Origin of the sequence: Streptomyces sp. NPDC059255, assembly GCF_042752355.1 — a bacterium.
Classification (GTDB): Bacteria; Actinomycetota; Actinomycetes; order Streptomycetales; family Streptomycetaceae; genus Streptomyces.
On the sequence record NZ_JBHYZP010000005.1, the window covers coordinates 242,361 to 267,639 of the forward strand.

At 71.9% G+C, this 25,279-nt stretch carries 23 protein-coding genes; 16 read left to right on the top strand and 7 right to left on the bottom strand.

Features of this window, described 5'->3' with window-relative positions:
- Positions 1-55 precede the first annotated feature (55 nt).
- Positions 56-568, bottom strand: a complete 513-nt coding sequence (locus tag ACFXKG_RS09880; protein ID WP_384835067.1) for a hypothetical protein — start codon at positions 566-568, stop codon at positions 56-58.
- Positions 569-928: 360 nt separating this feature from the next.
- On the opposite strand from ACFXKG_RS09880, the gene ACFXKG_RS09885 reads away from it, so the two are divergent.
- On the top strand, positions 929-1,171 hold the full coding sequence (locus tag ACFXKG_RS09885) for a DUF397 domain-containing protein (RefSeq protein ID WP_382893729.1): 243 nt from the start codon (positions 929-931) through the stop codon (positions 1,169-1,171).
- 269 nt (positions 1,172-1,440) lie between these two features.
- Here ACFXKG_RS09885 and ACFXKG_RS09890 read toward each other — a convergent pair whose 3' ends face one another.
- Positions 1,441-1,941: an ATP-binding protein gene (locus ACFXKG_RS09890; protein WP_384835071.1), complete on the bottom strand. Its 501-nt coding sequence runs from the start codon at positions 1,939-1,941 to the stop codon at positions 1,441-1,443.
- 315 nt (positions 1,942-2,256) lie between these two features.
- Here ACFXKG_RS09890 and ACFXKG_RS09895 point away from each other — a divergent pair, with 315 nt between their 5' ends.
- From ACFXKG_RS09895 to ACFXKG_RS09920, 6 genes are all read left to right on the top strand, one after another.
- Positions 2,257-3,138: a helix-turn-helix domain-containing protein gene (locus ACFXKG_RS09895; RefSeq protein WP_382893733.1), complete on the top strand. Its 882-nt coding sequence runs from the start codon at positions 2,257-2,259 to the stop codon at positions 3,136-3,138.
- A 70-nt stretch (positions 3,139-3,208) separates the two neighbouring features.
- A complete protein-coding gene (locus tag ACFXKG_RS09900) occupies positions 3,209-4,675 on the top strand; it encodes an aldehyde dehydrogenase family protein (RefSeq protein ID WP_384835074.1) in 1,467 nt (488 codons plus the stop codon).
- Between the two features lie 118 nt (positions 4,676-4,793).
- A complete protein-coding gene (locus tag ACFXKG_RS09905) occupies positions 4,794-5,378 on the top strand; it encodes a DinB family protein (protein WP_384835077.1) in 585 nt (194 codons plus the stop codon).
- 9 nt (positions 5,379-5,387) lie between these two features.
- Complete coding sequence (locus tag ACFXKG_RS09910) at positions 5,388-6,029, top strand: PadR family transcriptional regulator (RefSeq protein WP_384835080.1); 642 nt, start codon at positions 5,388-5,390, stop codon at positions 6,027-6,029.
- A gap of 169 nt (positions 6,030-6,198) precedes the next feature.
- On the top strand, positions 6,199-7,269 hold the full coding sequence (locus ACFXKG_RS09915; protein WP_384835281.1) for an ATP-binding cassette domain-containing protein: 1,071 nt from the start codon (positions 6,199-6,201) through the stop codon (positions 7,267-7,269).
- On the top strand, positions 7,266-8,117 hold the full coding sequence (locus tag ACFXKG_RS09920) for an ABC transporter permease (protein ID WP_384835083.1): 852 nt from the start codon (positions 7,266-7,268) through the stop codon (positions 8,115-8,117). The genes ACFXKG_RS09915 and ACFXKG_RS09920 overlap by 4 nt, the downstream gene beginning before the upstream one ends.
- Before the next feature lie 107 nt (positions 8,118-8,224).
- Here the strand turns inward: ACFXKG_RS09920 and ACFXKG_RS09925 are convergent, their stop codons facing one another.
- The 3 genes from ACFXKG_RS09925 to ACFXKG_RS09935 form a co-directional block, all read right to left on the bottom strand.
- The gene (locus tag ACFXKG_RS09925; protein ID WP_384835086.1) at positions 8,225-9,661 is read right to left on the bottom strand and encodes a glutamate decarboxylase; all 1,437 of its coding nucleotides are present in this window, start codon (positions 9,659-9,661) and stop codon (positions 8,225-8,227) included.
- A gap of 200 nt (positions 9,662-9,861) precedes the next feature.
- Complete coding sequence (locus ACFXKG_RS09930) at positions 9,862-11,181, bottom strand: ion channel protein (protein ID WP_384835089.1); 1,320 nt, start codon at positions 11,179-11,181, stop codon at positions 9,862-9,864.
- 91 nt (positions 11,182-11,272) lie between these two features.
- Positions 11,273-11,644 carry a YbjQ family protein gene (locus ACFXKG_RS09935; protein ID WP_384835092.1) on the bottom strand — a complete coding sequence of 124 codons (372 nt, stop codon included), beginning with the start codon at positions 11,642-11,644 and terminating at the stop codon, positions 11,273-11,275.
- 215 nt (positions 11,645-11,859) lie between these two features.
- Between ACFXKG_RS09935 and ACFXKG_RS09940 the strand changes: the two genes are divergently transcribed.
- The 7 genes from ACFXKG_RS09940 to ACFXKG_RS09970 all read left to right on the top strand — a co-directional run bounded on the left by ACFXKG_RS09940 (position 11,860) and on the right by ACFXKG_RS09970 (position 19,522).
- Positions 11,860-13,146, top strand: coding sequence for a DedA family protein (locus ACFXKG_RS09940; protein WP_384835095.1), 1,287 nt, complete (start codon positions 11,860-11,862; stop codon positions 13,144-13,146).
- Between the two features lie 163 nt (positions 13,147-13,309).
- Positions 13,310-14,269 carry a hypothetical protein gene (locus ACFXKG_RS09945; protein ID WP_384835098.1) on the top strand — a complete coding sequence of 320 codons (960 nt, stop codon included), beginning with the start codon at positions 13,310-13,312 and terminating at the stop codon, positions 14,267-14,269.
- Positions 14,266-15,795: a peptidoglycan-binding protein gene (locus tag ACFXKG_RS09950; RefSeq protein WP_384835101.1), complete on the top strand. Its 1,530-nt coding sequence runs from the start codon at positions 14,266-14,268 to the stop codon at positions 15,793-15,795. Before ACFXKG_RS09945 ends, ACFXKG_RS09950 begins: the two co-directional genes overlap by 4 nt.
- Positions 15,796-15,923: 128 nt before the next feature.
- The gene (locus tag ACFXKG_RS09955) at positions 15,924-16,595 is read left to right on the top strand and encodes an ABC transporter ATP-binding protein (protein ID WP_384835283.1); all 672 of its coding nucleotides are present in this window, start codon (positions 15,924-15,926) and stop codon (positions 16,593-16,595) included.
- Positions 16,596-16,648: 53 nt separating this feature from the next.
- The gene (locus tag ACFXKG_RS09960; RefSeq protein WP_384835104.1) at positions 16,649-17,848 is read left to right on the top strand and encodes an ABC transporter permease; all 1,200 of its coding nucleotides are present in this window, start codon (positions 16,649-16,651) and stop codon (positions 17,846-17,848) included.
- A 181-nt stretch (positions 17,849-18,029) separates the two neighbouring features.
- Positions 18,030-18,563, top strand: coding sequence for a SigE family RNA polymerase sigma factor (locus ACFXKG_RS09965; RefSeq protein WP_384835286.1), 534 nt, complete (start codon positions 18,030-18,032; stop codon positions 18,561-18,563).
- A 2-nt stretch (positions 18,564-18,565) separates the two neighbouring features.
- Entirely contained in the window at positions 18,566-19,522 is a 957-nt protein-coding gene (locus ACFXKG_RS09970; protein WP_384835107.1) for a hypothetical protein, read from the top strand.
- 103 nt (positions 19,523-19,625) lie between these two features.
- On the opposite strand, the gene ACFXKG_RS09975 is transcribed toward ACFXKG_RS09970, so the two are convergent.
- Both ACFXKG_RS09975 and ACFXKG_RS09980 read right to left on the bottom strand, forming a co-directional pair.
- Complete coding sequence (locus ACFXKG_RS09975) at positions 19,626-21,329, bottom strand: threonine/serine exporter ThrE family protein (protein ID WP_384835289.1); 1,704 nt, start codon at positions 21,327-21,329, stop codon at positions 19,626-19,628.
- 365 nt (positions 21,330-21,694) lie between these two features.
- Positions 21,695-22,189, bottom strand: a complete 495-nt coding sequence (locus ACFXKG_RS09980) for an inorganic diphosphatase (RefSeq protein ID WP_003968257.1) — start codon at positions 22,187-22,189, stop codon at positions 21,695-21,697.
- Between the two features lie 166 nt (positions 22,190-22,355).
- Here ACFXKG_RS09980 and dacB point away from each other — a divergent pair, with 166 nt between their 5' ends.
- The gene (gene dacB / locus ACFXKG_RS09985) at positions 22,356-23,879 is read left to right on the top strand and encodes a D-alanyl-D-alanine carboxypeptidase/D-alanyl-D-alanine-endopeptidase (protein WP_384835111.1); all 1,524 of its coding nucleotides are present in this window, start codon (positions 22,356-22,358) and stop codon (positions 23,877-23,879) included.
- 95 nt (positions 23,880-23,974) lie between these two features.
- Positions 23,975-25,102 (top strand): zinc-dependent metalloprotease, encoded by a 1,128-nt coding sequence (locus tag ACFXKG_RS09990; RefSeq protein WP_382893760.1) that lies wholly within the window; start codon positions 23,975-23,977, stop codon positions 25,100-25,102.
- Positions 25,103-25,279 lie beyond the last annotated feature (177 nt).

Below are 25,279 nucleotides of genomic sequence, written 5' to 3' on the forward strand. Positions count from 1 at the left end.
TCCGTCAGCCTGATGCGGCGGCCGTCCCGGCCAACCGCCCACGGCCGGTGTGCCGTCAGCCGGTCGGAAGCTCGGTCGGCAGGCCCGACGGGAGGTCGGTCGGCAGGTTGGTGGGCAGCGCGTCGGAGGCCGTCTTCTTCAGCGTGTCCTTCGTGCCGCCGGTCCAGGAGATGACCAGCGTCTTGCCGTCGTTGGACTCGATCGAGCCCATCGTGCGCTCGGTGTCGCCGTCGCCGCACTTCAGCGCGAACATCGGCGCACCGCTCATCTCCTCCACCGCGCCCTGGCAGACGTGTTCGGCGGCGACGAGCGCGACCTTCCCCGAGGCGACGGCCAGCGCCACCGACTTGCCGTCGGTCAGCCCGGCCCACGTTCCCTCGACACTCGCGGCGTCCGCGCCCGAACCGGAGCCGGAGGCCGGACCCGATCCGCTGTCGCCCGGCGCGGTGGCGCCGGTCTCCTTGCCCGCGTCGCCCTTGTCACTGTCACTGCCGCACCCCGTGAGCGTGAGTGCGACGACGAGCCCGGCCGCGGCGGCGCCGGTTCGTACGAGCTGGTGCACGTTCATGTCCCCCTAGTCGGTAGCAGACCGCGCCAAGCTACCAGGACGAGATCGAGCGACTGCTCGACTCCTGATCCTGGAGTCTTCCGTAGGGACCGGGGTAGCCGGTCAGAAGTGGCCCCGATGCGGCGGACTGGACCAATACCTGGAGACTGGGCAGGAAAAGGGATCCTTACGGCCCTGTTTCGCGTCTCTCTCCGTAGAGGGGGATGCACGTCTCCGCACGCGGGCGCGGGTGTTCACGAGGGCAGCTGTAACCGAGGGACCACCCCGCGTGCACGTGCATCTGCTCATGCATCGGCACATGAAACACAGCTATGATCCGAGACAGTTGACACCTGCACCTTGCAACTCGGGGAGCGACCTGTGCACCACGTGTACAACGGCATAACGGCCACAGAGCTTCACGGAGTCGTCTGGCAGAAGAGCAGGCACAGCAACTCCCAGGGATCCTGCGTGGAGTTCGCGAAGCTGCCGAGCGGCGAGGTGGCGGTACGCAACTCACGCCACCCTGACGGACCCGCGCTCGTCTACACGCTCGCCGAGATCGAGTCGATGCTCATCGGCGTCAAGGCGGGCGAGTTCGACCATCTCGTGGCGGGCGCCTGAGGGCCCCTGGCCCCTATGGCCTGTTACCGACGGTCGCACCTTCGGTCGGCAGATCGTCGCGCATCAGTGCGATCAAAACGCGCCATTTTCTGCTGCGGTATGGCCGAATGATCGCGGGTCAGGTCTAGACCATCCAGTATTTTGATCATGGGAACCGGCTTATCGGCGATGGTTTTCGGCCAATGGGTCCGGCCGGTCCGGCCTCGGGTCCGCCTCGGCCGCGCCTCTGGTCTGCTCCTGGTCTGCCCGTGGTCTGCCCGTGGTCTGTCTCAGGCCCGGTCGGCCTGCAGCTGGAACAGGGCCCAGACCACCTTGCCGTGCAGTGACCCGGCCAGCGGGTGCCACCCCCACGTGTCGCTGAAGGACTCCACCAGGAAGAGTCCCCGTCCGGACTCCGCCGCGCAGTCCTCGTCCGCGTCCCGCGTCGCGGGGCTCATGAGGCTGGGGTCCCGTACCGCGCACACCAGCCGCGACGACCACCGCATCAGGTGCAGGCGTACGGGGGGCTCGTGCGGCTCGCGCGGGGTGTCGGCGGGCAGCGCGTGCCGCAGCGCGTTCGTGACCAGTTCGGAGACGACCAGGGCGACGTCGTCGAACCGCTCGCTCAACTCCCACTGGGAGAGTGTGGTCCGGGTGAACTGCCGGGCCCCGCGCACCGCCTCGTACCGGGCCGGCAGGGCGCACGACGCCGTGCCGGCCGCTCCCGCGGGATCGATCGGGGGGAGCCCTTGCCTCAAGGGCTCCAGCATGGTCGATCCATTCATCCCCATGCGAGCACTCCCGGGGTTCGCGGCCGTAGCGATACTGCGGGTGGTTCAGCGGCACAACGCGTCAACACGATCCAGCACGCAGGTGCGCGGGGCCCATGGTTCCGAATGCGTACGGCAGATGCAAGGGCAGATGCACGTGCACGTGCCCAGCTTCACCCCTATCATGCCAGTTATGGCGCATTTCTTCCTGTGACCAGTTTCGCCCTCTCCGCAAAGCCTTCTTATTTCAGTAATCGAATGAGTACGGGGCGAAGCGTTTTGATGGCAGAATCCGGCACTTGGAGTTCGGGGGCGCTCCGAGCAGAACCACATGCGATGGGGAGGGTTGGAGACGTGACCGCAGCCGAATCGGGCGGTTCCGTGGTGCGGCGCATCCTGCTGGGCTCACAACTGAGACGGCTGCGCGAATCGCGCGGCATCACACGTGAGGCCGCGGGCTACTCGATCCGTGCATCCGAGTCCAAGATCAGCCGTATGGAGTTGGGACGGGTGAGCTTCAAGGCCAGGGACATCGAGGACCTGCTGACTCTCTACGGGGTCGCCGAAGAGGGCGAGCGCGCGGCCCTTCTCGGCCTCGCCCGGGAGGCCAATGTCGCGGGATGGTGGCACAGCTTCGGCGATGTGCTGCCCGGCTGGTTCCAGACGTACATCGGTCTCGAAGGCGCCGCCTCCCTCATCCGCATCTACGAGGTGCAGTTCGTGCACGGGCTGCTCCAGACCGAGGCGTACGCGCATGCCGTCGTCACCCGCGGCCAGCCGGACGCGCCCTGCGCCGAGGTCGAGCGCCGGGTGGCCCTGCGGCTGGAGCGGCAGAAGGCCCTCGTCTCCGAGCGCGCGCCCCGCTTCCACGCCGTGCTCGACGAGGCGGCGCTGAGACGGCCCTACGGCGACCGCGCCGTCATGCAGGGGCAGCTCAAGCACCTCATCGAGATCTCCGAGCAGCCCAACATCACGCTCCAGGTGATGCCGTTCAGCTTCGGCGGTCACGCCGGCGAGAGCGGCGCCTTCACCATGCTGAGCTTCCCGGAGTCCGATCTCTCCGACGTCGTCTTCCTGGAACAGCTCACCAGCGCGCTCTATCTGGACAAGGGCGAGGAGGTGGCTCAGTACGAACGCGTGATGGAGCGGCTACAGGCCGACAGCCCGGGGCCGGAAGAGAGCCGCGATGTCCTTCGCGGACTGCTCCAACTGATCTGAATACATCAGTACGATGACATCACATCAGGAGTTCGCACCTGCCGTAAGGGATCGCACCGTAAGGGATCGCATGTCCTACTTCACCGACCTGGCCCACCAGTACATCGACGGCGAGTGGCGGACCGGCAGCGGCTCGTGGGACATCATCGACTTCAACCCGTACAACGGCGAGAAGCTCGCGGCCATCACGGTCGCGACGTCCCTGGAGGTCGACGAGGCGTACCGCGCCGCCGAGCGCGCGCAGCGCCTGTGGGCCGGCACCAACCCGTACCAGCGCAGGCCGGTCTTCGAGCGGGTGCTCAGGCTGGTCGAGGAGCGCGAGGACGACATCGTCGAGGCGATCGTCGACGAGCTGGGCGGCACCCAGCTCAAGGCGCGGTACGAGGTCGGCGCGGCGCGCGAGTTCCTGCGCGAGGCCATACAGCTCTCGCTGCGCCCGGAGGGGCGGATCCTGCCGTCCCCGGTCGACGGCCGGGAGAACCGGGTCTACCGGCTGCCGGTGGGTGTCGTCGGTGTGATCAGCCCCTTCAACTTCCCCTTCCTGATAACGATCAGGTCGGTGGCGCCCGCGCTGGCGCTCGGCAACGCCGTCGTGATCAAGCCGAACCAGAACGCGCCGGTCACCGGGGGCGGCCTGGTGGCCAAGCTCTTCGAGGACGCCGAGCTGCCGGCCGGGCTGCTCAACGTCGTCGTCACGGACATCGCGGAGATCGGCGACGCGCTGATCGAGCACCCCGTCCCGAAGGTGATCTCCTTCGCGGGCTCGGACCGGGTGGGCCGCCATGTCAGCGCCGTGGCGGCCGGCCACTTCAAGCGGACCGTGCTGGAACTGAGCGGCAACAGCGCCCTCGTGGTCCTCGACGACCTGGACGACGAGGGTCTCGACTACGCGGTGGACGCGGCGGTCGCCAGCAGGTTCTCGTACCAGGGCCAGGTCTGCATGGCCGCCAACCGGATCCTCGTGGACCGGAGCGTCGAGCCGGCGTTCACGGAGAAGTTCGTGGCGCGGGTGGCGGCGCTCAGGACCGGCGACCCGCGCGACCCCGAGACCCAGATCGGCCCGGTCATCAACACCTTCCAGGCGGACGCCCTGACGGCGCTGGTGGACCAGGCGCTCGCGGAGGGCGCGACGGCGCTCGTACGGGGGCGGACACGGGGCAATCTCGTGGAGCCCACGGTGCTGACCGGGCTGCCGGAGGACTCGTCGCTGCTGCGCCAGGAGATCTTCGGACCGGTGGCGGTGCTCATCCCGTTCGACGGCGAGGAGGAAGCCGTACGGATCGCCAACAACACCCCGTACGGGCTGAGCGGCGCCGTGCACACGTCGAACGTCGAGCGGGGCGTCTCGTTCGCGCAGCGCATCGTCACGGGGATGATGCACGTCAACGGCGCGACCGTGCAGGACGATCCGATGGTGGCCTTCGGCGGGGAGAAGTCCTCGGGACTCGGCAGGCTCAACGGGGACTCGACGGTGGAGGCGTTCACCACCCTCAAGTGGATCTCCGTGCAGCACGGCCGCACGGAGTTCCCTCTCTGAACCTCCCGCGTCGCGTGGCATGAAGGACAGGATCTGTCCTCCATGCCTCGTAGCGTCGTACGTGTCGGTCCGGGACGGACGGACCGGCACAGCACCGTACGACGAGAGGCGGTATCCCATGGTCACCCATGTGAACGCGGAGAATCCCGGCGACGAGCGCGGGGCGCTCCTGGCCTTCCTGGAGGCCGAGCGCGGCGGCATCCGCAGGGCGCTGCTCGGCCTCGACGACAAGCAAGCGGCCGAGGCGCCGAGCGCGAGCGAGCTGTCGCTCTCCGGGATCCTGAAGCACGTGTCCGAGGTCGAGCAGAGCTGGCTCGCACGGGCCCGGCAGCTCGCGCCGGAGGTGCCGATGACGCGGGACGCCTGGTTGGACAGTTTCCGGCTCGTCGGCGACGAGACGGTCGAGAGCCGGCTGGCGTACTGGCGGCGGGTCGCGGGGGAGACGGAGGAGTTCATCCGGGGTCTCGACACCCTGGACGCGACGTTCCCGCTCCCCAATGACCCCTGGTTCCCGCCGGACGAGCGGGTGTCGATGCGCTGGCTGCTGCTGCGGCTGATCACGGAGATGTCCCGGCACGCGGGCCACGCGGACATCATCCGGGAGACGCTCGACGGGAAGACCGCGTTCGAGCTGGTCGCGCTGGAACACGGGGAGAGCCGGGAGGGCCGATCCGCGCCCGGGGCCGCCGCGGGGGCGTCATAACCTGGCCCCATGTCAGCGATCCGTTTGCTCGTGCTCGCCGCGGTCCGCCAGCACGGGCGGGCCCACGGCTACCAGATCCGCAACGACCTGGAGTACTGGGGCGCCCACGAGTGGTCCAACGCCAAGCCCGGCTCGATCTACCACGCGCTGAAGCAACTGGCGAAGCAGGGCAGCCTGCTGGCGCACGAGGTCGCGCCGAGCACGGCGGGCGGGCCGCCGAGGACCGAGTACGAGATCACGGACGCCGGCGACGCGGAGTACTTCAGGCTGCTGCGCGCCGCGCTGACCACGTACGACCAGAAGATGGACATCCTGTCCGCCGGACTCGGCTGCATGCTCGACCTGCCGCGCGCCGAGGTGGTCGAGCTGCTGAGTGAGCGGGTCCGCGCGATCGAGGCGTGGCGCTCGGCGGTGACGGAGACCTACGTCCCGGAGGACGGCCCGGAGCAGCTCGGCCACATCGGCGAGATCATGAACTTCTGGGTCCACTCGGCGGACTCGGGCGCGGAGTGGACGCGCGGCCTGATCAAGCGGATCGAGGGCGGCGCGTACGCCTTCGCGGGGGAGGGCGAGCCGTTCGTCGGCGTGCTGAGGAAGGGCGAGGAGAACCCGTACGCGACGGGGGTTCCCGATGAGGGCGATCTCCTCTGATCAAGTTTGACTAATGGGAAGGCCGGAGTTACCTTCCCTTCGTTAGGGTAGTCAAGTTTGACTACCTGCCCTGAGTGGTGCGTAACGGGTGAGCGGCTGGAGGCGAACGGCATTGACCGGTGCGACAGACGGTACGACGAGCGACGTGACGGGCGATATGGCGGACGGCATGGCGGACGGGACGGACGTGATCGTCGCGGAAGGGGTGCGGAAGCGCTACGGCGCGAAGCACGCCCTCGACGGGTTCGACCTGCGCGTGCGGCGCGGGACGGTGCACGGTGTGCTCGGCCCGAACGGCGCGGGCAAGACCACGGCCGTACGGGTGCTGAGCACGCTGCTGCGGCCCGACGAGGGGGTGGTCCGGGTGGCGGGCCACGACGTGCGGACGCGGGGGCGCGAGGTACGGCGCCGGATCGGGCTGCTCGGCCAGCACGCGGCGCTGGACGAGGACCTGAGCGGGCGGCAGAACCTGGAGATGTTCGGCCGCCTGTACCACCTCGGCGCCCGGCGGGCGGGGGCGCGCGCCGATGAGCTGCTGGCGCGTTTCGGGCTGCGGGAGACCGGGCGCAAGGCGGTCGAGGAGTACAGCGGAGGGATGCGGCGCCGGCTCGACCTGGCCGCGTCCCTGATCACCGAGCCGGAGGTGCTCTTCCTCGACGAGCCGACGACCGGGCTCGACCCGCGCGGCCGGGCGGAGGTGTGGAGCGCGGTGCGCTCGCTGGTCGGCGGCGGGACGACCGTACTGCTCACGACGCAGTACCTGGAGGAGGCCGACCAGCTCGCCGACCGGATCTCGCTGGTGGATCACGGGCGGGTCGTCGAGGAGGGAACGACGGACGAGCTGAAGGCCAGGATCGGCGGGGACCGGATCGATGTCGTCCTGCGGGACGCGGACCGGCTCGCGGACGGGGCGCGGCTGCTGGCCCGTACGGCCGGCACGGCGTCGGTCCGTACGGACGCCGACCGGAGGCTGCTGAGCGCCCCCGTCGCGGACCGTACGGCGGCGCTCACCGCGACCGTACGGGCCCTGCACGCGGAGGGTGTCGAGGCGGAGGACATCGCGCTGCGCAGGCCGACGCTGGACGAGGTCTTCCTCCGGCTGACGGGTGAGGCGGACGGGGCTCGGGGTCCGTCGGAGCAGGAACGGGAACGGGAACGGGAGCAGGAACGGGAGCAGGAGCAGGAGCAGGAGCAGGAACGGGAACGGGAGCAGGCGGCGCGGGCGGGGGTGCGGGCATGAGTACGGCGACCCCCGCGGCGGTGTCCGCGAAGGGCCCCGGTGCCGCCGGGGGCAGCGGGCTCGGCTGGGCGCTCGCCGACTCCTGGACCATGACCCGGCGCGAACTCGCCCGCTGGGCGCGCCGGCCGGTCCAGGTCGTCGTCGGGCTGGTCTTCCCGGTGATGCTGCTGCTGATGTTCGGCTTCCTGATCGGCGGCGGACGCGGGATCGAGGGGGAGTACGTCGCGTTCCTCGTGCCCGGCATGCTCGCCCTGACCATGGCCTTCGGGCTCGAATCGACGATGCTGGCCGTCACCCAGGACCTCAACAAGGGCGTGGTGGACCGGTTCCGCTCGATGCCGATGGCGTCCTCGGCGGTCCTGGTGGGCCGGAGCGTCGCGGACATGCTCCAGTCGGCGCTCGGCCTGGGCGTGCTGATCGGGGCCGGGTACGCGATCGGCTGGCGCTGGCACGGCGGCCCCGTGGACTTCCTGGCCGGTGTCGGGCTGCTGCTCCTGTTCCGGTTCGCGATGCTGTGGATCGGCATCCAGCTCGCCCTGGTGGCGGGCCGCCCGGAGATGGTGCAGGCGGTGCAGATCCTGGTCTGGCCGATCGGCTTCCTCTCCAACGCGATCGCGACGCCGGAGTCGATGCCGGGCTGGCTGGGCGCGGTCGTGGAGTGGAACCCGATGTCGGCGACGGCCACGGCGGTACGGGGGCTGTTCGGCGCCCCGGACGGGGGAGCGGCCGCCGCGACCGGCTCCTGGGCGGCGGAGCACGCGGGGGCGCTGGCGGTCCTGTGGCCGGTGGCGCTGCTCGCGGTCTTCTTCCCGCTCGCGGTTCGGAGATTCGGCCGGCTGAGCCGCTGAGGCACTGAGCCGCTGAGCCGCCGGGCCGCTGAGCCCTAGGGCCGCCGGGCATGTGCCGGGTACGGAGCGGCGCGGCCGGCGGCCGGTCGCCCGTACCCGGACGACCCTCAGTGGTGGAAGGCGGTGGCGGCCGATCTGTCGCGGTCCAGCGGCCGTTCCTGCGCGCGCAGTTCCGGCAGGATCCGCTTCAGATCGGCCACCAGCAGCGCGGCCAGGTCCGCCGAGAAGCCGTTGCGGCAGACCACGCGCAGCACGGAAAGGTCCTCGCGGTGGGCGGGGAAGGTGTACGCGGGAACCAGCCAGCCGTGTTCGCGCAGCCGCCGCGAGACGTCGAAGACATCGAAGTTCTTCACATCGGGAGCGGTGGTGAAGGCGAACACGGGCAGTTGGTCCCCCCGGGTGAGCAACTGGAAGTCGCCCAGCCGCTCGATGCGCGCGGCGAGGCTGGTGGCGATGGACCGCGCGGTCTGCTGGACGGCGCGGTAGCCGTCCCTGCCGAGCCGCAGGAACGTGTAGTACTGCGCGACGACCTGCGCGCCCGGCCGGGAGAAGTTCAGCGCGAAGGTGGGCATGTCACCGCCCAGGTAGTTGACGCGGAAGACCAGCTCTTCGGGGAGTTCGGCGGACGAACGCCACAGCGCCCAGCCGACACCCGGGTAGACCAGGCCGTACTTGTGCCCCGAGGTGTTGATGGAGGAGACCCGCGGCAGCCGGAAGTCCCAGACCAGGTCCTCGTCGAGGAAGGGCGCGATCATGGCGCCCGACGCCCCGTCGACATGGACGGGGATGTCGAGCCCCGTACGCTCCTGGAGCGCGTCCAGCGCCGCGCACAGCTCGGCGACCGGTTCGTACGAGCCGTCGAAGGTGGAGCCCAGGACGGCCACGACGCCGATCGTGTCCTCGTCGCAGAGGTCGGCGGCGGCCTGCGGGTCGAGGTGGAAGCGGTCGCCCTCCATCGGCACCAGCCGCGCCTCGACCTCCCAGAAGGTGCAGAACTTCTCCCAGCAGACCTGGACGTTGACGCCCATGACCAGATTGGGCCGGGCGGTCGCCGGATAGCGCGCCGCGTTCCGCCCGGCCCAGCGGCGCTTGAGCGCCAGCCCGGCGAGCATGCACGCCTCGCTCGACCCGGTGGTCGAGCAGCCGACGGAGGCCGCCGGGTCCGGGGCGTTCCACAGATCGGCGAGCATCGCGACGCAGCGCCGCTCCAGCTCGGCGGTACGCGGGTACTCGTCCTTGTCGATCATGTTCTTGTCCCGGCACTCCGACATCAGCACCGCGGCCTGCGGCTCCATCCAGGTGGTGACGAAGGTCGCCAGGTTGAGCCGTGAGTTGCCGTCGAGCATCAGCTCGTCGTGGACGAGCTGATAGGCCGTGTGCGGCGGGGTCGGTCCCTCGGGCAGCCGGTGGGTGGGCGGCGCCGAGGTCATCTCGCTGACGGGATCCGCCTCCCCGTAGAACGGGTTGAGCGACAGCCGCCGCAGCTCGGCGAGTTCCTTCTCGGGTACGTCGGCTGCCCTGTCCGCGCCTCGGTGGAGTGGCATCGGCGGATCTCCTCGGGGTGTCGGGGGTGGGTACGTGCGTACGGCCCCCTTCGCGAGAATACGGACGGGCGCCGTGCACCGCCTGTCGGCGGACCGGGGCCGTCCTGCCCGGCCGGGTCGCCTCTTTCACGCCGCCTCTTTCACGTTGCCTCTTTCACGTTGCCTCTGTCAGGTCATCTCTGTCCGGGCCGGTCCGCCGGTCACCGCAACGGTGTCCCGTCCTCGTGGAGCTGCATCCGGGCACGTCCTGTGACGAGCAGCCAGGCGGGCAGCACGGCCACGCAGAGCAGCGGCAGCACGGCGGTGTCGGAGACCAGGACCGCCGCCGTGAACAGGCTGAGCCACCCCTGCCGGGTGAGGGCGAGCAGGATGCCGAGCACGCCGCTGACGACCCCTACGGTGGGGTGGACGGCCGGGACGAGGGCGTGCGCGCACAGACCGAACGCGACCCCGACGAAGACGCCGGGGAAGATCCGGCCGCCCCGGAAGCCGCAGGCCGCGGCGGTGACCAGGGCGGCCAGCTTCACCACCGTCATCAGCGCGAACGATCCGGCCGACCAGCCGTCGGGGTCGCTCGCCAGGGTCTTCACCTCGTCGAGGCCCTTGAAGAGCGTGAGATGGCCGCCGAGCGCCCCCAGCAGCCCCAGCGCCAGCCCGCCCGCGGCCAGGGCGGGCACCGGGTGCCCGATCCGCCGGAAGAGGGCGTGGAGGTACAGGAAGGCCCGCACCGCCGCCATGCCCAGCGCCGCGGCGAGCGGGGCGATCACCAGGGCGGCCAGCAGGTCGCTCCAGTGGGTGCCGGGGTACGGCGGCAGGTTCAGGTCGAAGGTCGGGCGCGCGATCAGTACGGTGGTCAGCGCGCCCGCACCGGCCGCGACCAGCGGGCCGAACAGCTTGTCCCACAGCGAGCCGGGGCCCGGCCGCGCGGCGAGCGTCTCGGTGAGGATCAGCGCGGCGGCCACCGGGGTGCCGAAGAGCGCCCCGATCGTGCCCGCCGCGCCGAGCGAGACCCAGAGCGCGGCCGGGGCACGCGGCGCCGCCCTGCGGCCGAGCCAGTACGCGAGGGCGATGTTGGTGGCGGTGATCGGGTTCTCCGGGCCGAGGCTGACCCCGCCGGCCAGCGCGAGCACGGTGACGACCAGCAGCCCCGGCAGGACCCCGGGGGCCAGTGGCGCGTCGACCAGCCCGGTAGTCGCCGGGTCGGGCCCGGCGTGCCCGTACACCTGCCGTACGACGACGCCCACCGCCAGCCCGGTGGCCGTGAGCATCACGATCATCCAGAGCGCCGAGTAGCGCCCGATGCCGAGGGCGTCGGGCAGCGTCCCCCAGAGGACGTCCTCCAGCTGCCCCGCGACCGCGCTCACGCCCAGCAGCACCAGCGCCGAGACCACCCCGACCACCAGGGAAGGCACGACCAGGGGCAGCAGGGCGCGGGCGGAGAGCGAGGCGGGAACCGGGCCGGGGGCCGGGTCGGGAGCGGGGTCGGGAGCAGGGGCGTCGGGCACCGCGTCGTCGGCCACGCACTCACCTCCGCTGCCTCCGGACCGGCTCCGCCGTCTCCTGCACCGGCACCGCCGTCCCCTGTATCTGCCGGTCTTTATCTCTCGGTCTCTATCTCTCGATCTCGCTGATCACGACGGCTGTGCCGTACGCGCACACCTCCGTCCCGACATCCGCCGCCTCCGTCACGTCGAAGCGCATCATCAGGACGGCGTTGGCGCCCCGCGCCCGGGCCTGCTCGATGAGACGCTCCATCGCCTGGTTACGGGTCTCCACGAGGGTCTTCGTGAGCCCCTTCAGTTCGTCGCCGATCATCGACTTGAGCCCGGCGCCGATCTGGCTGCCGAGGTGGCGCGAGCGGACGGTGAGGCCGAAGACCTCGCCGATCACCTTCCGCACCTGATATCCGGGCACGTCGTTCGTGGTGACCACCAGGACGTCCGTCCCGGGGCCCTGGCCGCCGCCGTACTCCTCGATGCCCATCGCGCGGACCGTCCTTTCCGTCCGTCCCTGCGTCCCGGACCCCGTACGGCCCGTGTCACGCACAGCTTTGTACCCGTCTGCCCGGTGTGCATCCCGAGCGCATTTGCTGGACGCTGGGTGGAACCCGGGGGAGCGGCCGGCCGTTGATAGCTTGTGCGCGGCCGACCATGCCGAATCGCCGATCGACCGACCAAAGACTCAGGAGTCCGGAACCCGTGACCACCCTTGCGCTCGGACCAAGCTGGCTGGACCCGGACTATCTGATCGGGACCTTCGGGCTGATCGGTGTCCTGGTCATCGTCTTCGCCGAGTCCGGTCTTCTCATCGGCTTCTTCCTGCCGGGTGACTCGCTGCTCTTCACCACGGGCCTGCTGGTCACGGCCGGCACCCTGAAGACGCCCCTCTGGCTGGTCTGCGGGCTGATCGTGCTCGCGGCGATCGCCGGTGACCAGGTCGGATATCTCTTCGGCCGGAAGGTCGGTCCCGCGCTCTTCAAGCGCCCCGACTCCAAGCTCTTCAAGCAGGAGAACGTCGAGAAGGCGCACGACTTCTTCGAGAAGTACGGCCCCAAGTCGCTGGTCCTGGCCCGCTTCGTGCCCGTCGTGCGTACGTTCACGCCGATCATCGCCGGTGTGAGCCGGATGAACTACCGCTCGTTCATCACCTTCAACATCATCGGCGGCATACTCTGGGGCGCGGGCGTCACGCTGCTGGGTGCGGCGCTCGGCAAGATCGACTTCGTGCACGAGAACATCGAGATGATCCTCATCCTGATCGTCGTGATCTCGGTGCTGCCGATCGTGATCGAGGTCCTGCGGGCCCGCTCGCACTCCAAGAAGTCCGCCGGCCAGGCGCCCGCGGTCGATGACGGCCTGGTCGGCCCCGGCACGGAGGCCATGGAGGGGTACGGCGCCCCCGTCGCCTCCGGTGCGCCCGCCCCCGGTGCGCCCGGTGCGGAGACGATGCGGTTCCCGAAGATCTCCGACGCCTCCGGCCCGGGCGGTGCGCCTCAGGCCCAGGCTCCGGCACAGGCTCACGCTCCGGCCCAGGAGCCGGGTGGTTACGGTCAGCAGCCTCCCGGCGCGTATCAGCCCGCCGGTGGCTACCAGGCCCAGGGCGGCTACGGCCAGGCGCCCGGCTTGTACCAGACCCCTGGCGGATACCAGGCCCCCGGCGCTCAGCAGAACCCCAACCCGTACCAGACGCCCGGCGGCTACCAGGAGCAGCAGGGCGGATATCAGGGCCCCGGCGGGTACCCGAATCCCCAGAACCCCCAGGCGCACCAGAGCCCCAGCCCGTACCAGCAGGGGCAGCAAGGACAGCAGGGGGGACAGCAGGGGCAGCAGGGCGGCTATCCGGCCCCCGGCCCCTACCAGGCCGCCCCCGGGGCGTATCAGGATCCCGGCCCGTACCAGGCGCCCCACCAGCACCGGGGGCCCGGCGCGCCCGACGACGCGCCCGACGGTCCCGGCGACCCGCACGGCCGGCACAGCAGGCACTGAGGCACCTCCACGTCGTCCAGAGGCCCCAGCCCCAGCTCCGTACCGGGCTGGGGCTTTGTCGTGCCCGGGCCGGAAGGGCCGCCGGAAGGCCGCAGGGAAGGGCCGCCCAGATTTTTCGGGGGGCCTGACAACCCACCGGCCGGGTCGATGCGCTCTACCCGGCATGACAGAGAAAAAGCGTTCCCTCGCGGTCACCGTCCTGGCGGTCGGCCTGCTGCCGCTCCTCGCCGCCTGCGGTGGCGAGGGCGCCGACGCCGCGGGCTCCGCTTCCGGGGCCCGTTCCGGCGCCACCGCCGGCGACGGCACCGACGCGTCCTCCGGGTCGGGCAGCGGTGAACTGGCCGTCCCTGCGGGCGCCGACCAGGAGACCAAGCAGCGGTACCTCGTCGAGAACGCCGTCGCGGCCTGCATGAAGAAGCAGGGCTTCACCTACACCCCGTACGTCCTGGACGAGTCCGAGTCCTCGAAGGCGCTCGACGGGCGCGACTACGAGCTGGCCGGGCAGTACCGGCAGAAGTACGGTTTCGGCCTCTACGCGGGCGCCGTCTACCCAGACGACCCGCAGGCCCCGAACAGCGCGGCCGAGGAGAAGAAGCTGGCCAACCCCAACAGCGCCTACCGCGCCACGCTCACCCCCGCGCAGGAGAGCGCCTACTTCAAGGCGCTGGGGCAGCCCGGTGCCCTGGCCCCCGGCGACACGACCCCGCCCAAGGAGACCGGCTGTACGAAGGAGGCCAACACGGCCGTGTACGGGCCGGAGAAGAGCGCCGCCGAGCTCACCAAGGAGCAGAACGCCAAGGACGAGGAGAACACACGCGCGGGGCAGCGCCTCAACGGTGACCCCGAGCTGGTCGGGCTCGCGCAGGCATACGCGTCCTGCCTGACCGGGGAGGGACTGAGGCCCGAGACCACCCAGCCGACCGGCATCGTCGACACGGTCAAGTTCGGTCTCAGCGCCAGGCTGCCCGCCGACGGCACGGCCGCTCTGGCCGCGGACAGGCTGAAGTCCCTGTTCGCCGAGGAGGTCGACGCCGCCATGAAGGACCTGAAGTGCGGCAAGAAGTTCCGGGCGGCCTACTTCCCCAAGCTCAAGGCGAACCCCCACTCCGAGGGGCAGGGGTGAGCGCCGGGCACGGGCGTCGGGGCAATGCGGACGGTTCCGTACGTACGGAGGCGGGCGCCGCCAACCGCAGGAAGCTGGGAGCGCTCATCGGGGTGGTCGTCCTGGTCGGCGCGGGCGGCTGGTTCGCCGGTACGCAGGTACGGTCGCCCGCCGACGTCGCCGCCGCCCACAAGCCCCCCGCGGCGGGGCCGGTGACCGTGACCGTCGAGGAGCGTCCCCTCACCGCGACCGTGGTGGCGTCGGGCTCACTGGAGTACGGCTCGCCCAGGCCTCTCAGGCTGGCGGGCCCGGTCGGCTCCGCCGGCGGCCCCGAGGAGGAGGGCACCCAGCAGCGCGTCACCAAGGCGCCCGTCGCCGGGACGGTGCTCAAGGAGGGCGACGTACTGATGGCGGTGAGCGGCCGTCCCGTACTCGTCCTGAAGGGGACCGTTCCGATGTACCGCACGATCGCACCGGGTACCACCGGCGACGACGTGACCCAGCTTCAGCAGGCGCTCCGGCGGATCGGCTTCGAGCCGGGGGCGGTCAGCGGCACCTACCGGTCGGGGACGGCCTCGGCGGTCACCCGCTGGTACAGGAGCAAGGGGTATCCGGCCCACGAGCCGACCGCGGCCGACCGTCGACGGCTCGCCGAGCTGCGGCAGGCGGTGACCGGCGCGCAGGTGACGCTGCTCAACAGCGGCAGCGGCAGCGGCGGAGGCGGAGGCGACGACTCCGGCGAGGCCGAGGGCACCGGACGGGAGGGGACCGGCGGCTCGACCGAGCGGGTCAGGAAGCTGGAACGGAAGGCCGCGCAGGAGGCGCTGGACGCCGCCAACGGCGCGCTGAGCGACTTCGAGGCTTCGTACGGCACGAAGATCCCGTCCGGGGAGGTCGTCTTCCTGCCGGAGCTGCCCGCCCGGCTCGACAAGGCGGCGGTGAGCTCCGGGGACGCCGCGACGGGGGACATCGGTACGGTCACCAGCCCCGAGCTGCTGGTCCGGGCGGTCGTCCCCGGGGCGGACGCCCAACTGCTGCGGCCCGGGCTCGCCGTGGCGGTGGAGACCCCGGACGGCAAGAAGGCGGTGGGCAAGCTGGAGGCGGTCGGCGACGGCGCCGGAGACGGCGGGACGTCCTCGAAGAACGAGGACCAGGAACAGGGGCAAGGGCAGGAGCCGGACCAGGAACAAGGCCAAGGCCGGAGTCAGGGGCAGCAGAACGAGGGCGGGGAAGCCGAGCCGGTCGATCCGTCGGCCCCGGTCCAGCTGCGGATCACCGTGCCCGCGGGCGGCGCGCTCGGTGACCGCGCCGGTGGATCGGTGAAGACGACCATCAAGGTCGGCGCGTCGAAGGGCACGGTCCTCGCCGTTCCCGTCGCGGCCGTCCACACCTCGGCGGACGGTCAGGCCCGGGTACGGGTACAGCGGTCCGGCCGGGTCACGGAGGTGCCCGTCACGGTGGGCATCGCGGCGGACGGGCTGGTCGAGGTGGCGCCGGACGGGGGCGGGGAGCTGAAGAAGGGCGATCTGGTGGTGGTGGGCGCGTGAGGGGCACCCCGCCGGCGCACCCCGATCCGGACCGCGCCGCCGCCTCCGACACCGCTCTCGACGCCGGTACCCACGCCCGTACCAACCCCTATGCCGCTCCCGCCGCCGAGGCCGATGCCGTCGTCGAACTGACCGGCGTGACACGTTCCTTCCCCACCGACCCGCCCGTGTACGCGCTGCGCGCAGTCGACCTGACCGTGCGTCGCGGGGAGCATGTGTCGATCGTCGGGCCGTCCGGATCCGGCAAGTCGACCCTGCTCAACACGTTGGGGCTGCTGGACCGGCCCACCTCCGGTTCGTACCGGCTGGACGGCGTGGAGACCACCGGCCTCGGCGACCTCGAACGTACGGCGCTGAGGGGCGGCCGGATCGGGTTCGTCTTCCAGGCGTTCCACCTCCTGCCGTACCGGACCGTGGACGAGAACGTGATGCTCGCCGAGACCTACCGCAGGCCACGCCCCGGGCGGGACCGGCGCGGCCGCCGGGCGCGGGCCCGTGAGGCGCTGGAGCGGGTGGGGCTCGGGCACCGCGTCGGCTTCCGGCCCGACCGGCTCTCCGGCGGGGAGCGCCAGCGGGTCGCCATGGCACGCGCGTTGATGAGCGACCCGGCGCTGCTGCTCTGCGACGAGCCGACCGGGAACCTGGACAGCGAGAACACGCTCTCGGTGCTGGAGCTCTTCGACGAGCTGCGCGCGCAGGGGATGACCCTGGTGGTGATCACCCACGAGGAGGAGGTGAGCCGCCGGGCCGGCGTACGGGTCCGGATCACCGACGGCCGCCTCACCAGGGAGGCCGGGTGACCACGGTACGGAGGGCCGCCCGCCGGGGTCCGGCGCGGGCGGAACGCCCCCGCATGGATCCGCGTGACCTGTGGACCGAGGCGCTCTCGGGGGTGCTGGCCCGGCCCGTACGGTCGGCGCTGACCACCCTGGGCACCGTTCTCGGGATCGCCACACTGGTCATCACCATCGGCGTGGCGGCCACGGCGGGCAACCAGATCGAAGGCCGGTTCAGCGCGCTCGCCGCGACCTCGGTCACCGTGACGGTGCCGCCCCCGCCGCCCGGGCCCGACCCCGTACCGCTGGTGGAGTGGTCGGGCACCGACGCGGTGCGACGGCTGGCCGGGGTGGAGTCCGCCGCCGCCCTCGCCGACTCCAGCGCCACCGCCAACGTCCAGGTCAGGGCCAACGACATCACGTCGCCCGGGGGCGTCTCCGGCCAGGGCCTCGCGGTCGTCGCCGCCTCGGCGGAGCTGCCGGCGGCCGTGCGCGGCCGGATGACCGCCGGGCGCTTCTACGACGAGGGCAACATCACCCGGCGCGACCGGGTCGCGGTCCTCGGCGACCAGGCGGCGCGGCTGCTCGGCGTCCAGCGGGTCGGCGGAGCCCCGGCGGTCTTCATCGAGGGCCAGTCGTACACCGTGATCGGAATCCTCGGCTCCGTACGGCGGGAGGAGCGGCTCTCCACCGCCGTGATCCTGCCGCCCACGACGGCCGCGGAGCGGCTGGACCTGACGACGGTCACCCGGGTGCTGGTGAACACCTCGCTCGGCGCGGCCGAACAGGTGGCCCGGCAGGCGCCGATCGCGCTGGCACCCGGACACCAGGACTCCCTCGCGGTGGCCGCGCCACCGGATCTGACGAAGGCGCGCGGCGCGGTGCGCGGCGACGTCGACGGAATGTTCCTGGTGCTCGGGCTGGTCTCGCTGGTGGTGGGGGCGATCGGCATCGCGAACGTGACCCTGGTGACCGTGATGGAACGGACCGGGGAGATCGGCCTGCGGCGCGCGCTGGGCGCGTCGCGGCGCCAGGTGGCCGGCCAGTTCCTGCTGGAGTCGACGACCATCGGACTGCTCGGCGGGACGATCGGCTCGGTGCTGGGGATCGTGGTCGTGGTCGCGGTGGCGGCGGCCCAGGAGTGGACGCCGGTACTGGACCTGGCCCCGGCGCTGGGCGCTCCGGTGGCCGGGGCGCTGGTCGGACTGCTCGCCGGGCTCTATCCGTCGCTGCGGGCAGCGGGAATGGAGCCGGTCGACGCGCTGCGCGCCAGCTGACGGCCGTTCAAGGAGGGAGGGGTTCCGTGGCGGGATAGGGGTTCCGTACGGAGGAAGGGGTTCCGTGCCGGAAATTATTTCTCGCCGGACGTGACAACCCTTCCGGAACCCCGTCCCGTCTGGAGGACATGACCCTTTTCCCGCCGCCCGACGGTGACGGTGAGGGTGACGGCCGGTGTCTCTGACCCTTGAGCAGCGTGGCGTCACCTTCGACGAGTTCGCACGCAGCCGCCAGGCCCAGCTGCGCCGGACGGCGTACCTGCTGTGCGGCGACTGGCACCTGTCCGAGGACCTGGTGCAGCACACGCTGGCCAAGCTGTACGCCGTGTGGCGCCGGGTGAGCCGGACGGAGTCCCCGGACGCCTACGCCCGTACGGTGCTCTACCGGACGTTCGTCGACGAGACGCGGCGGCGCCGCTGGTGGGAGCGTCCGGCGGCGCGGGAGTACGACGTGGCGGCCCCGCCGCAGGACCCGGATCTGCGGGTGACGCTGCTGGCGGCGCTGCGTCAGGTGCCGCCGCGCAGCCGGGCGGTCCTGGTGCTGAGATTCTGGGAGGACCGGAGTGTGGAGGAGACCGCTGCGGCGCTGGGGTGCGGGACGGGGACGGTGAAGAGCCAGACCTCCCGGGGCCTGGCCGCGCTGCGCCGCATCCTGGGCGACACGCCGCTGGCGGTGGCGTCGCACCGTACCGGCGACATGACGGGGGAGTGGTGAGGATGACAGAGGAGACCGGGGAGAACGAGGTCGTGCGGGCGCTGGAACGGCTGAGCGTCGGGGCGGAGCCGCCGATGCCGGATCTGGTGCCGGGCGCGATCGTCCAGGGGCGGCGGCTCAAGCGGCGGCGCCGGATCGGTACGGCGCTGGGCGCCGCGGCGGCGGTGGTGGTCCTGGCGGGCGGAGCGGCCGCGCTGCCCTCGCTGCTGGGCTCCTTCCACCGGCCCGTGGAGCCCGCCGCGTCGGGGTCCTCGGGAGCGGGGGAGAGCCGGTTTCCCCCGCTCGCGTCGCTGCGGCCCCTCGTACAGGACCTGGGCACCCTGGAGACGTGGACGCCGCGGGATCCGCCGGTTCCCGGCGGTTACTTCCGGCTGGTCGAGCCGGATGGGGACGCGGTCTGGATGTACGTGTCCGTCACCAGGACCGCGGAGACGGCCGCCCCGGCGGGGGCGCGCGACACGGTGGCCGCGTGCCGGACCGGCGGTGGCACCCCGGTCGGCACGCCATGGGACGGCTCCGTCAAGAACTGCCGACCGATACAGAGCGACCCGAACGGCACCACCGACCCGAACAGCGGGAAGGACAGGACGAACGAGCCGGGAAGCCCGGACGGTGACGTGCTGGCCTACTACGTCGACGCCCCCGCCCTCACCCCCGCCATGGGGATCACCCGGCTGACCGCCGACGGCTGGACCGTCCAGATCCTCGCGGGCAGCGCCCCGCAGTCCCGCGACGCCACCTGGTCACCGCGGGGCGATCCGAGCCGGGCCGCCACCGACGAGGCGACCCCGGCGAATCCGCGGGGCGGCGCGGGCGGCGGGGGCGGCGGGGGCCTCGACGGAACCGGCTATCCGTCGGGCGCCGGCGTTCCCGAGGTGGCCGGCGGGCTGTCGTGGGAGACGCTGCACGCGCTGGCCGTGGACCCCCGGCTCCTCGAAGCGGTCGAACAGCGCCGCTAGGCGGTCTGTCAGCCGGTCTGTCACTTGGTCTGTCAACCGGTCTGTCAGCGTGCGCGGTCACGGGCGGTCCGCCGGTCCGCCGGTCCCTCAGCCGCTCGTCGTACTAGAAGCCGCGCGTCCGCTTGGCCGCGCGGCGGCTCGACGCCCGGCCCGAGCCCGGCACCTTGAGGAACAGCCGGGAGATCTCCCCGCCGAGGTTCACCCCCACCGCGATCGCCAGCGCCAGCGCCACCGCCTTGGAGAGCGAGGCGAGCCCGCGGTCCAGCTCGTTCTGGGCGAAGCCCAGCAGACCGAAGTAGGTCGCGGAACCCGGCAGCAGCGGTCCGATCGCCGCCGTGACGTACGGCAGCGCCGAGGCGAACTGGTAGCGCGAGAAGAGCTGTCCGAACAGGCCCACCACGCCCGCCGCGACCGCCGTGGCGGCCACCGGGGAGATCCGGCCGATGTCGTGCATCGCCGCGTACACCACCCAGGCGACGCCGCCGTTCAGCGACACCATCAGCACGGTGGAACGTTCCTGCTGGAGCAGGATCGCGAAGGCGAGGCTCAGCGTCACCGCCGCCAGGGTCTGCGTCACCGGCCGTACGTCCGCGTGCAGCGCCGCCTCCGGGTTCAGCTCGGCGTGGAGCTGGACCCCCAGATAGAGCACGAGCAGGACGCCGACGACGATCGCGATGAAGAAGTACATGACCTCCAGCAGCCGCGCCGCCGCCGTGATGTAGTACCCCGTCAGTCCGTCCTGCACGCCGGCCACCAGCGCCCGCCCCGGCAGCAGCGCGAAGAGACCACCGGTGATCACCGCCGAGGGGCGGCCCTCCCAGGGCACGTGCGGACCCAGCAGGGTCAGCGCCACCCCCATCGCGGCGGGCGGCATCGCCGCCACCACGAACTGGTAGAACTCCGGCAGCCCGCGCCCGGCGCAGAGCCACGCCAGCCGGTCGCCGAGCATCGCGCCGAGCGCCGCGACCACGAACACCAGCACACTGCCGCCGACCAGGACCGAGGCCGAACCGGCCAGCAGCCCGCTCGCCACGGTCAGTGCCCAGCCGGGGTACGGGTGCCGGTTGCGGCGGATCTCCGCGAGCCGCCGGTACGACTCCTCCAGCGTGGTGTCCGTGTCCTCGGTGGTGATGTCGTCGATGAGCGTGTAGACGGCCGACAGCCGGGTGTAGTCGGTGCCCCGCCGCCGTACGGTCCTGCTCGCCGTGACCGGGTCCTCCACCAGCGACGGCTGGTGGGAGATCGACAGCAGGGTGAAGGTGACGGTCGGCTCGCAGCGGTCGAGCCCGTACGCCCGGCTGACCGCGAACATCGCGGCCTCGACGTCCTCGGCCCCCTCACCGCCCGCGAGCAGCAGCTCGCCGATGCGCAGCGTCAGGTCGAGGACGCGCGGGACGGCGGGCCCCTGGTCGTCGTGGCGCTGCACTATCTCCGGTACGGGGCGGTCCCCGACCGGCATCCGCAGCAGCGTCCGCATCCGGTCCTGCCAGGGGGCCTCCCGGCTCAGCGCGAGCATCGGCACCCCGTGCGCGGGCGTGAACGCCGTGCTCCCGCTCAGTCCCGCCCCCGCGCCCGCCCCCGGGGCCGTTCCCGGCGGGGGGCGGGTCCCGCCCGGCAGGTCGAACGCCGAGCCCTCGGGCTCGGTCGGCGGCTCGGTCGTGGTGCCGTCGGGAAGCGCGAACTCCGACGTCGGATGGTCGTCCTCGGGGACCGGCGGCTGTCCCACCCCGAGCGGCGGGGTGAACGCGCTGTGTGCCTCGTCCGACGGAGGCTTACGGTCCTCGGACCGGTCCGGCTCGGCCACCACGGTCTGCGTCCTCACTCCCTGTCGTACCGCTGGTTGTCGTACCGCTGTGCGTCGTACAGCTAGTTGCCGTACAGCTCGTTGTCGTACGGCTCGTTGTCGTACCGCTGTCTCGTACCCACTCGTCGCCGTACCGCTCGTCCTGGGCGGCATACGGTTCCCGGCGTACGGTCTCCGGCGTACGGCACGTACGGCACCTCATGCCGTCCGCAGGGCCGGCCGGCCCTGTGTCCATGGGCCCGCTGTCCGCTCAGTATGGGCACGGGAAGCGGGCGGGCACACGCGGACGGGCGGCGCACCCCCCGAGGGGTACGCCGCCCGTCGTCCGCCCGGCGGTTGCCCGCCGGTCACACGGTGGAACGCACGCGTCAGTGCGCGCCGCCCTGCGCCTCCAGGCGCTTGTACGACGCCTCGATCTCGGCCTCGGCCTCGGCGCGGCCGACCCAGTCGGCGCCCTCGACGGACTTGCCGGGCTCCAGGTCCTTGTAGACCTCGAAGAAGTGCTGGATCTCCAGGCGGTCGAACTCCGAGACGTGGTGGATGTCGCGCAGGTGCTCCACCCGGGGGTCGGAGGCCGGGACGCACAGCAGCTTGTCGTCGCCGCCGGCCTCGTCCGTCATCCGGAACATGCCGATGGCGCGGCACTTGATGAGACACCCGGGGAAGGTCGGCTCGTCCAGGATGACCAGCGCGTCCAGCGGGTCGCCGTCCTCGCCCAGGGTGTTCTCGACGAATCCGTAGTCCGCCGGGTAGCTGGTCGAGGTGAAGAGACGACGGTCAAGGCGGATCCGACCGGTCTCGTGGTCCACCTCGTACTTGTTCCGCGAACCCTTAGGGATCTCGATGGTGACGTCGAACTCCACGGGTGGCTCCTCCATGATCAACACAATGTCCGGGTGGTGCTGCGGTTACCGGCCCCCACCCCCGGCCTGACAGGCCGTTACTGGCCGGGCTGGCATGCTCGGGGCGAGACGCAGTGGTTAAGTGTCCCCCACGCAGCAGTGTGATCGCGAAAGGGGCTGGTCAGCCGTGGTTGAGCCGAAAGCGTGGCAGGTCACGGCGGGTTCCGCCGCGATCGGTCTCGCCCTCGCCGCCGTGGCGGTGGTGGCGGCGGGCCCCTGGGACTCCGGACAGCGTAAGGCCGAGCGGGAGTGGGCGGTCGCACAGGACCGCGCGGGTGGCGCACATCACGGTCCGTCCGCGCCGCGCACGCCCGCGCCCGCCCCCAGCGCCGCCGGAGTGCTCAGCGCGCTCACCGCCCCCGACACCACCCGCTCCGGCACCGGCCGCTCCGGCACCGCGCACCCCGAGTCCGCGCATCCGCAGTCGCCGCGCCCCGAGTCCGCGCGCGGGACGGCCTCCCCCGACTTCGGCCGGACGCTCGGCAGGCTGCTCGACGCGGACGCGCTCGGCCCCTCCCGTACGGCCTCCGTCGTCGACACGGCCACCGGCGAGGTCCTGTACGGCAGGGGCGCCGCCACCCCGATGACCCCGGCCTCCACGATCAAGATCGCGACCACGGCCGCGGCGCTCTCCGCGCTCGGCCCCGACCACCGCATCCCCACCCTCGTCCAGGCCACCCCGGACCGGCGCCGGCTCACCCTGGTCGGCGGCGGGGACGCCACCCTCGACCGGAAGCGGCTGGCCGCCCTCGCCGGCGACACCGCCCGCGCACTGCGCGACAGCGGCGTGACCAAGGTCGAGCTGCGCTACGACACCTCGCTCTACACGGGCCCCCGGGAACACCCCATCGGCCCCAACGACAACATCGCCCCCGTGGTCCCCCTGATGGCCGGACAGGGGCGGCTCGACGCGTCCACGACCGGCCCCGCGCCCCGCAGCGGCAACCCGGCGGGCGACGCCGCACGGACCTTCGCGAGCCTGCTGCGCGACCGGGGCGTACGCACCGCCGAGCCGCCCTCCGCGGGCAAGGCCCCCAAGGGCTCGGAACGGCTCGCGCGCACCTTCTCCGCGCCCCTGTCCGACCTCGTCGAACGCGCGCTGACCGAGTCCGACAACGACATCGCGGAATCCCTCGCCCGGCAGACCGCGATCGCCGCCGGCGAACCCGCGAGCTTCGCGGGCGCGGGCCGGGCCGTCACGGCGGAGCTCGCACGGCTCCGGCTGCCCCTCAAGGGGACGCGCTTCGCCGACGGCAGCGGACTGAACCGCAAGGACAAGGCCAGCGCCGCGCTGCTCACCGCCCTGCTGACCCGCGCCGCCGACCCGGACCACCCGGAGCTGCGCCCCGTCCTCACCGGGCTGCCGGTCGCCGGGTTCACCGGCACCCTCAGGAGCCGGTACGGGGACGCCTCGCCCGCCGCCGGGCTCGTCCGGGCCAAGACCGGCACGCTCACCGGCGTGAACGCCCTGGCCGGCACGGTCGTCGACGGCGACGGCAGGCTCCTCGCCTTCGCCTTCCTGGCCGGGCGTACGGAAGCCCCCGACACCGCCCAGTCGGCCCTGGACCGGCTCTCCGCCGCGCTGGTCCCGCGTACGGCCCCCTCGGAGCCGCCGGCGCCGCGCCCCGCCAGGGAATCGGCGGCCCCCTAGCCGGGTGGCCGCCCGTCCCCTAGGGGACGAACCAAGGGAAGAACCGGGCGCCCTACACCTCACCGCTCTCGGGGCCGACCACGTACGGTTGACGCATGACGAGCATCGGTGGTGCAGAGATGGTCGACTGGAACCTCGCGGTGGCCACCGCGACCCGCCTCGCGCGGCCGGGACCCGAGGTGACCCGCGACGAGGCGCGCGAGATCGTCGCGGAGCTGCGACGGCACGCCAAGGCGGCCGAGGACCACGTCCGCGGGTACACGAAGCTGATTCCCGAGGGACACGAGCCACCGGACACCCCCGTCCTGGTCGTCGACCGGGCCGGCTGGATCAAGGCGAACGTGGCGGGCTTCCGTGAGCTGCTGAAGCCGCTGTTCGAGAAGATGCTGGAGCGCCGCCCCGGCGGTCCCGGCGGCGCCGTCATCGGCGCGGTCGGCGGCAAGGTCACCGGCGTCGAGGTGGGCATGCTGCTCTCCTTCATGTCCTCCCGGGTCCTCGGCCAGTACGAGACGTTCGCGCCCGCCACCCGCGATCTCCCGGCGGCCGCGGACGGCGGCCGGCTGCTGCTCGTCGCCCCCAACATCGTCCACGTCGAACGGGAACTGGACGTCGACCCGCACGACTTCAGGCTCTGGGTCGCGCTCCACGAGGAGACCCACCGCACGCAGTTCACCGGCGTGCCCTGGCTGCGCGACCACCTCCAGGGCGAGATCCAGTCGTTCCTCGACCAGACCGACGTCGACCCGATGACCGTCGTCGAGCGGCTGCGCGAGGCCGCCCAGTCCCTCGCGGGCGGCCGTCCCGAGGGCGAGCGGGACGAGGACGGCAGGAGCATCGTCGAGCTGGTGCAGACACCGGGCCAGCGCGAGATCCTGGGCCGGCTCACCGCCGTGATGTCCCTCCTGGAGGGCCACGCCGACTTCGTGATGGACGGCGTGGGGCCGCAGGTCGTGCCCTCCGTCGCCGAGATCCGCGAGAAGTTCCAGCAGCGCAGGGCCCGTGGCGCCAGCCGGCTCGACCTCGCGCTGCGCAAGCTGCTCGGCCTCGACGCCAAGCTCCGCCAGTACCGCGACGGGGAGCGGTTCGTACGGGCCGTTGTCGACCAGGTCGGGATGGACGGCTTCAACCGGGTCTGGACCTCGCCGAACACCCTCCCCACCAAAGCGGAGATCGCCAAACCCGCGGACTGGGTCGCGCGGGTGCACCGTAAGGCGGATTCGTGAGCGGGAGCTGACATGTGGCAGGGGGACGCCTCATGTATCACCCATCCGAGGGACCGTGGGTGAGGGATAGGCGTGCAATGCTCGGGTAATGGCTCGGTTCTGTCACCATCGACGCACTCTGAGTGACGTTCTCCGTCCTTTCTCCGACCGAGGCACCCCCCAAATAACATCACGAAG